At 51.1% G+C, this 6,715-nt stretch carries 3 protein-coding genes; all 3 read left to right on the top strand.

Features of this window, described 5'->3' with window-relative positions:
• A partial coding sequence (gene mukF / locus BZG79_RS09620) for a chromosome partition protein MukF (protein ID WP_108743262.1) occupies positions 1-1,160 on the top strand: 1,160 nt, incomplete at its 5' end.
• The gene (mukE, locus tag BZG79_RS09615; protein ID WP_021022806.1) at positions 1,141-1,872 is read left to right on the top strand and encodes a chromosome partition protein MukE; all 732 of its coding nucleotides are present in this window, start codon (positions 1,141-1,143) and stop codon (positions 1,870-1,872) included. The genes mukF and mukE, both read left to right, overlap by 20 nt.
• Positions 1,869-6,320, top strand: coding sequence for a chromosome partition protein MukB (mukB, locus tag BZG79_RS09610; RefSeq protein ID WP_077774271.1), 4,452 nt, complete (start codon positions 1,869-1,871; stop codon positions 6,318-6,320). The genes mukE and mukB overlap by 4 nt, the downstream gene beginning before the upstream one ends.
• Positions 6,321-6,715 lie beyond the last annotated feature (395 nt).

Genomic DNA, 6,715 nt, shown 5'->3' with positions numbered 1-6,715 from the left:
TGAGTGAACAGTTTATGAATGACGAAGGTGGCAGCGTCGGCAACATCGCTTTTCGTGCCAACAATGCTATCAATGAAATGGTGCAAGCGCGCTTATTAAGCCGTTTTACCAGTGAAATGACCGAGGGCGATAGCATTTATCGTCTGACGCCGCTCGCCCTGGGCATTGCGGATTATTATGCGCGCCACCGTGAATACTCGACGTTAAAGTTGTCTGTACAGCTTTCAATGGTCGCGGATGAAATCGCTAAGGCACGCGGTGCGGCAGAGGAAGATGGCGATGCCGCCTTTTGGCGTCACAATGTGTATGGGGTATTAAAATACTCGGTGGCCGATATCTTTGACCGTATCGATCTTAACCAGCGGGTGATGGATGAGCAGCAACAGCAAGTTAAAGACGATATTGCCGCCTTGCTTACCCAAGACTGGCAAGCCGCTATCGCTAACTGTGAGCACTTGTTAAATGAAACATCCAATACGTTGCAAGAGCTGCAAGAAACATTGCAAGCGGCGGGAGATGAATTACAAAGCCAACTGTTAGAGATCCAGGAAGTGGTGCGACAACGCGACGAGCTCGAGTTTGTCGATGCCATGGTTTATCGACTGCAGATGAAACTGGATCGGATCGTGAACTGGGGTCAGCAAGCGATTGATTTATGGATAGGTTACGATCGCCATGTGCATAAATTTATTCGAACCGCGATTGATATGGATAAAAACCGTGCGTTTAGTCAGCGTCTACGTCAATCGGTCTCGGACTATTTGGATGCGCCGTGGTTTTTGACCTATGCGGATGCCGAGCGTTTGCGCGACACCCGTGATGAAGCCTTGGTGTTACGTGATGATGAAGTCACCGGCGATATGCCAGAAGAAGTGACGTTTGAGCAATTGGCTGTGGTTGATGACACCTTGTCACAGAAAGTTTCACAGATGCTCAACCGTCACCGAGAAACCGGACAAGCGATCGATCTCGGTCGTGTTCTTAAAGACTACTTAGCCGAGCACCCCCAAGCTCGCCATTTTGATCTCGCGCGCTTAGTGATTAATCAAGCGGTTCGGATGGGCTATTCCCAATCTGATCTCAACGCGATCCAGCCTGATTGGCAGGCGATTAACGACTTCGGAGCGAAGGTACAAGCGAATGTCATCGATAAATACTGAACAGCCAATGCCAGAGGAACTGGCCAAAGCCATTGCTAACCCTTTATTTCCGGCGTTGGATAGTGCATTACGCGCTGGCCGCCATGTTGCCAGTGACGATTTAGATAACCACGCCTTGCTGATTGAATTTGAGCAAGCGTTAAATATTTTTTATCAGCGCTATAACGCGGAGTTAGTGCGTGCGCCAGAAGGCTTTTTCTATCTGCGTCCGCGTTCCACCAGCCTTATCCGCCGCAGTGTCTTGTCGGAGCTTGATATGCTGGTCGGCAAAGTGCTGTGCTTTTTGTATTTGAGCCCAGAGCGCTTGGCCCAAGAAGGGATCTTCACCACGCAAGAATTGTTCGACGAGCTGATGGCATTGGCCGACGAGAAAAAACTGATGAAGCTGGTCACCCACCGTGCCACAGGCTCCGATCTCGACCGCGAGAAGCTGTTTGATAAGGTGAAAACCTCGCTGCGTCGCCTGCGTCGTTTGGGAATGATCTTGCCGATTGGTGAGGGCAATAAGTTTCGCGTTAGTGAAGCCACTTTCCGTTTTGGCGCCGATGTACGCACGGGCGATGATCCGCAAGAAGCGCAGTTACGCTTAATCCGAGATGGCGAAGCTGTGGTCCATAGCCAAGAACATATTCAATCTAGCTTGCTTGATGATGCGTTTGATCAGGAAGCTGAGACGTCCGCAACACAACACACGGAGGAGCCGACAGCATGAGCCAGCGCGGTAAGTATCAATCACTCACCATGGTGAACTGGAACGGCTTTTTTGCGCGGACCTTTGATATCGATTCACTGGTCACCACGTTATCGGGTGGCAATGGCGCCGGTAAATCCACCACTATGGCGGCTTTTATTACCTCATTGATCCCCGATCAAACCTTACTGCACTTTCGCAATACTACGGAAGCAGGCAGCTCGAGCGCATCTCGAGACAAAGGTTTGCACGGTAAATTGCAACCAGGCGCCTGTTATGCGGCATTAGACGTGGTGAACTCGCGTCAACAGCGCGTGTTATTTGGCGTACGCCTACAGCAAGTCGCCGGTCGAGATAAGAAAGTCGATATCAAGCCATTTATCTTGCAAGGGTTACCGTCCTCCGTCTCACCTACTGATGTCTTGGTGGAAACCTTAAATAACGGCCAAGCACGAGTGCGTCAGTTGAACGAAGTGAAAGACGCGGCCGGTGCGTATGAAACCGCGCATTTTAAAGCGTTTAGTTCGGTCACTGACTATCATGCGCAAATGTTTGAATTTGGGGTGTTACCTAAAAAGCTGCGTACGCAACAAGATCGTGGCAAATTCTACCGTCTGATCGAAGCGTCTTTGTATGGCGGTATTTCCAGTGCCATTACTAAGTCACTTCGTGAGTACTTATTGCCACAAAATGGTGGGGTTAAAAAAGCCTTCCAAGACATGGAAGTGGCGCTAAAAGAAAACCGTATGACGCTGGAGGCGATTAAAGTTACCCAGCGCGATCGGGATTTGTTTAAGCACCTGATTACCGAGGCGACCCATTATGTGGCTTCAGATTACATGCGCCATGCCAACGAACGTCGTACCAAGCTCGAACAGGCTTTGTCTTTGCGGGCTGAATTAAACGCCGCGCAGCAAACCTTGCAGCAAAAACAGCAGCACGTTGAGGCCATGCGTGCCGAATTAAGTGAGTTGGAAGCCGGACAAGATCATCTTGAGCAAGATCATCAAGCCGCGGCGGACCACTTACAGCTGGTGCAATCGGCGATGCGTCAGCAAGAAAAAATCCAGCGTTATGAAGAAGACTTGCTTGAATTGTCTGAGCGACTGGAAGAGCAAATCATGGTGGTGGAAGAAGCCACGGAACAGCTCACCGAAGCCGAGTTACGGGCGGCACAAAGTGAAGAAGAAGTCGATAGCCTGAAAACGCAACTGGCGGACTATCAGCAAGCGCTAAATACTCAGCAAACGCGATCTTTGCAATATCAGCAAGCTGTAACGGCGCTTGAAACAGCCAGACGTCTCACCGACGATGACGCCTTAACCGTCGATGAGGTAGGGGCCTGCTTGCAAAGGCTCAAAACCGAAGAATCAGAGCAAACGGATCGCGTCTTGTCGCTTAAACACAAGCGGGATCTGGCATCGGCAACGGCCAATCAGTTTGCGCAAGGATTAAGCTTATTACAACGCATTGACCCGTCAGTGGCCCGGTCCGAGGCAGGAGAAAAAGCCAAGTATTGGGTAGAGCAGGGGCGCACCCGTCGCTATCTCGCCGACAGCCTCTCACAACGCCAATATGAACATCGCGAATTAACCCAACGTGTTGAGCAGCAGCAAAAGGCTAGCCACCTGGTGTTAGACTATCAGGCGTTAACCGGGGAGCGCCTGGCTGATAGTGATGCCGTGGAGCAAGCTGTTGCCTTGCAACAAGAAAAACGAGAGACCTTACAGCAAGAAAAAGAGGCTCAAGCCGAGCGGCTGCGCGAGTTGTCACGTACCGAGGCAGCGATTGATGCGGACATTCGCGAGCTTGAAGGCAAAGCGCCCCGTTGGTTTGCCGCCAATGAGGCGTTGACCAAACTCGAAACCCAGACCGAGCAAACCTTGGCGGATAGCCAAGCGGTGATGGACGCCATGCATGCCACACATGAGTCAGTGCGTCAGCAGACCCATCATCAAGAGCAGCTTGCCCGCCAAAAAGCCGAGATAGAGCGGGCGATTGAACAGCTGGCGCAACCTGGTGGCAGTGAAGATTCGCAATTACAAGGACTGGCAGAGACGCTTGGCGGAACCCTGCTCTCTGAGATTTACGACGATATTACCTTAGAAGATGCCCCGTATTTTAGCGCTCTGTATGGTCCAGCGCGTCATGCGATTGTGGTGCCGGATCTGAAAGGCGTAAAGGAGAAGCTGGCTTCGCTTGACGCTTGCCCAGATGATCTTTACATCATTGAAGGCGATGCGGACGCATTTGATGATCGCGTGTTTGATGCTCAAGAGCTGGGCGGTGCGGTATGTGTGCACCTGAATGATCGGCAAATGCGCTATTCACGCTTCCCAGAGACCCCGCTATTTGGCCGTGCGGCTCGTGAGCATCGGCTTGAGCAGCTCAGAGCACAACGTGATGTACTGGTAGAAGATTACGCGAAGGCCTCGTTTGATGTGCAAAAGTGGCAGCGTTTATCGCAAGCGTTTAGCCAATTTATTGCGGAGCACCTAACCGTTGCCTTTACTCCCGATCCCGAGCAAGCGATAGCGCGCTGCCGTGAAAAACGCGTGCAGACCCAGCGCGCGATAACTGAGAGTAAACAGACGCTGACGCAGCATGAGGCTGAGGTTTCACGTTGTCAGCAAGCCCTGCAATGCCTTGATAAGCTGCGTTACTGTGCCGACGCCCTGGCAGAATCCGAACTTGATGTTCGCTTGCAAACCGCGAATGACAACCTGCACGCGGCGGAACAGGCCAAAACGTTTATCCAGCAGCATGGAGAGACGTTGGCGTCCCTAGAAGGATACTTGGCCACATTGGAGAGTGATCCTGAGCAGTTTGATAAGTTGGAGCAAGCCTATCAAGAAGCGGATSAAGCCTTACAAGCGATTAAGCAACAGCTATTTGCCGTCGCCGACTTAGCGGAGCGCCGTCCTCATTTTGCTTATCAAGATGCGGCAGAGATGCTGACGCAAAGCAGTGAGTTAAACGAGCAACTGAAGGCCAAACTAAAAGACGCAGAGCAAGTTCGCCAACGTGAGCGTGATGCGCTAAAGCAGGTACAGGGGCAAAATAGCCAGTATCAGCAGCTGCTCGCGTCGCTTAAAAGTGCCCATCAGTCCAAGCAAGAGACGTTGAACGAGTTTAAACGTGAATTTGCCGAGTTAGGTGTACAAGCGGACGAAGAAGCTTTGATGCGCGCGCAGCATCGTCGCGATACCTTGTATGAGCAAATGCACCAAGCGCGACAGCGACATAGTGAGCTGTCACGCGGGATCACCTCGTTAGAGATGGAAACCAAGTCTCTGACCAAAGAGCTGCGTAAATCGCTCAAGCAGTATAAAGAACTGCGTCAGTTTGTGGTCAATGCCAAAGCAGGCTGGTGCAGTGTATTACGGATTGCGCGTGATAACGGCGTTGAAAAGCAACTGAACCGCCGAGAAATGGCGTATATGTCTGCCGAGGAATTGCGCTCACTGTCGGATAAGTCGTTGGGTGCCTTGCGCCTTGCCGTGGCCGATAATGAAATTTTGCGTGATGCTTTACGCGCGTCAGAAGATATCGGTCGGCCTGAGCGTAAAGTGTTGTTTTACGTTGCGGTTTATCAACATCTGCGCGAGCGGATCCGCCACGACATTATTCGCACCGACGATCCGGTTGAAGCGATTGAAGAGATGGAAGTGGAGCTTGCGCGCCTGACCGAAGAACTCACGCAGCGTGAGCAGCGGTTAGCGATCAGCTCAGAGTCGGTCGCCAATATTATTCGTAAAACGATTCAGCGTGAACAAAACCGGATCCGCATGCTCAACCAAGGGTTGCAAAGTGTCGGGTTTGGTCAGGTTAAAGGCGTGCGTCTCAATGTCTCGATTCGTGACACTCATGCGCAGCTACTGATGGGCTTGGCCGAGCATGCCGATCAACACCAAGACTTGTTCGGCAATCCAAACCTAACCTTCTCAGAAGCGATGGCGAAGTTATTCCAACGCCTGAATCCGCATATCGACATGGGGCAGCGTTCACCACAGACCTTAGGCGAAGAGTTGTTAGATTATCGCAATTTCCTCGAATTAGGTATTGAGGTGAATCGTGGTACCGACGGCTGGCTTAAAGCTGAATCCGGTGCGTTGTCGACAGGGGAGGCCATTGGTACCGGCCAGGCCATTTTGCTGATGGTAATTCAAAGCTGGGAAGAGGAATCACGGCGGTTACGCGGTAAAGACGTGATCCCATGTCGTTTGCTGTTCCTTGATGAAGCCGCGCGTTTGGATGCTAAATCGATCTCGACCTTGTTTGAGTTGTGTCATCGTTTGGATATGCAGCTGTTGATTGCCGCACCGGAAAACATCAGCCCAGAGCAAGGCACCACCTATAAATTAGTGCGCAAGATCTTTAACGATCGTGAGCATGTGCATGTGGTTGGCTTACGCGGTTTTGGTGAGGAGAAGCGTCAAGCGCTTGCGCAAGAGCTCGTTCTTGAGTAGCACCGAGAACTCGTCTCTCTGATCTGGAAAAGGAAGGCCAGCATCAAACGCTGGCCTTATCAGTGATAGAGCATATTGAAGTCTGTTCGAAGCCTCAATTGGCGCTATTGATTTTGGTGATATAAGTCCAGTGTGGTATCGGATTTAAACCGATAAATGACATGATCAACCCCTAAGATTCGTTTTCTCAATACTCAGGATAGCGATAACTATTTCTTGCACGCAATTCACAGTTTAGCCAGTGCTAACCTAACGATGACAACAAACCTATCCAAAAATCTGGTCTCTTCAGTAGAATACACCGCCATGGTTCTTGATTGGTGGACAATGCGGTGGGATATAAACTCGTTAGGCTGACCGAGCTCATGGCGTATGAGTTTGGGCGAGTAGAGGGC

This window comes from Salinivibrio sp. MA427 (genome assembly GCF_001996115.1).
Taxonomy (GTDB): Bacteria; Pseudomonadota; Gammaproteobacteria; order Enterobacterales; family Vibrionaceae; genus Salinivibrio; species Salinivibrio costicola.
Note: the sequence above shows the minus strand (reverse complement) of the source record. Positions and strands in the feature narration are given on the sequence as shown.

Excerpts from the sequence above, each read along its gene's own strand:
- mukE (WP_021022806.1), top strand. The coding sequence starts at position 1,141 with ATGTCATCGATAAATACTGAACAGCCAATGCCAGAGGAACTGGCCAAA.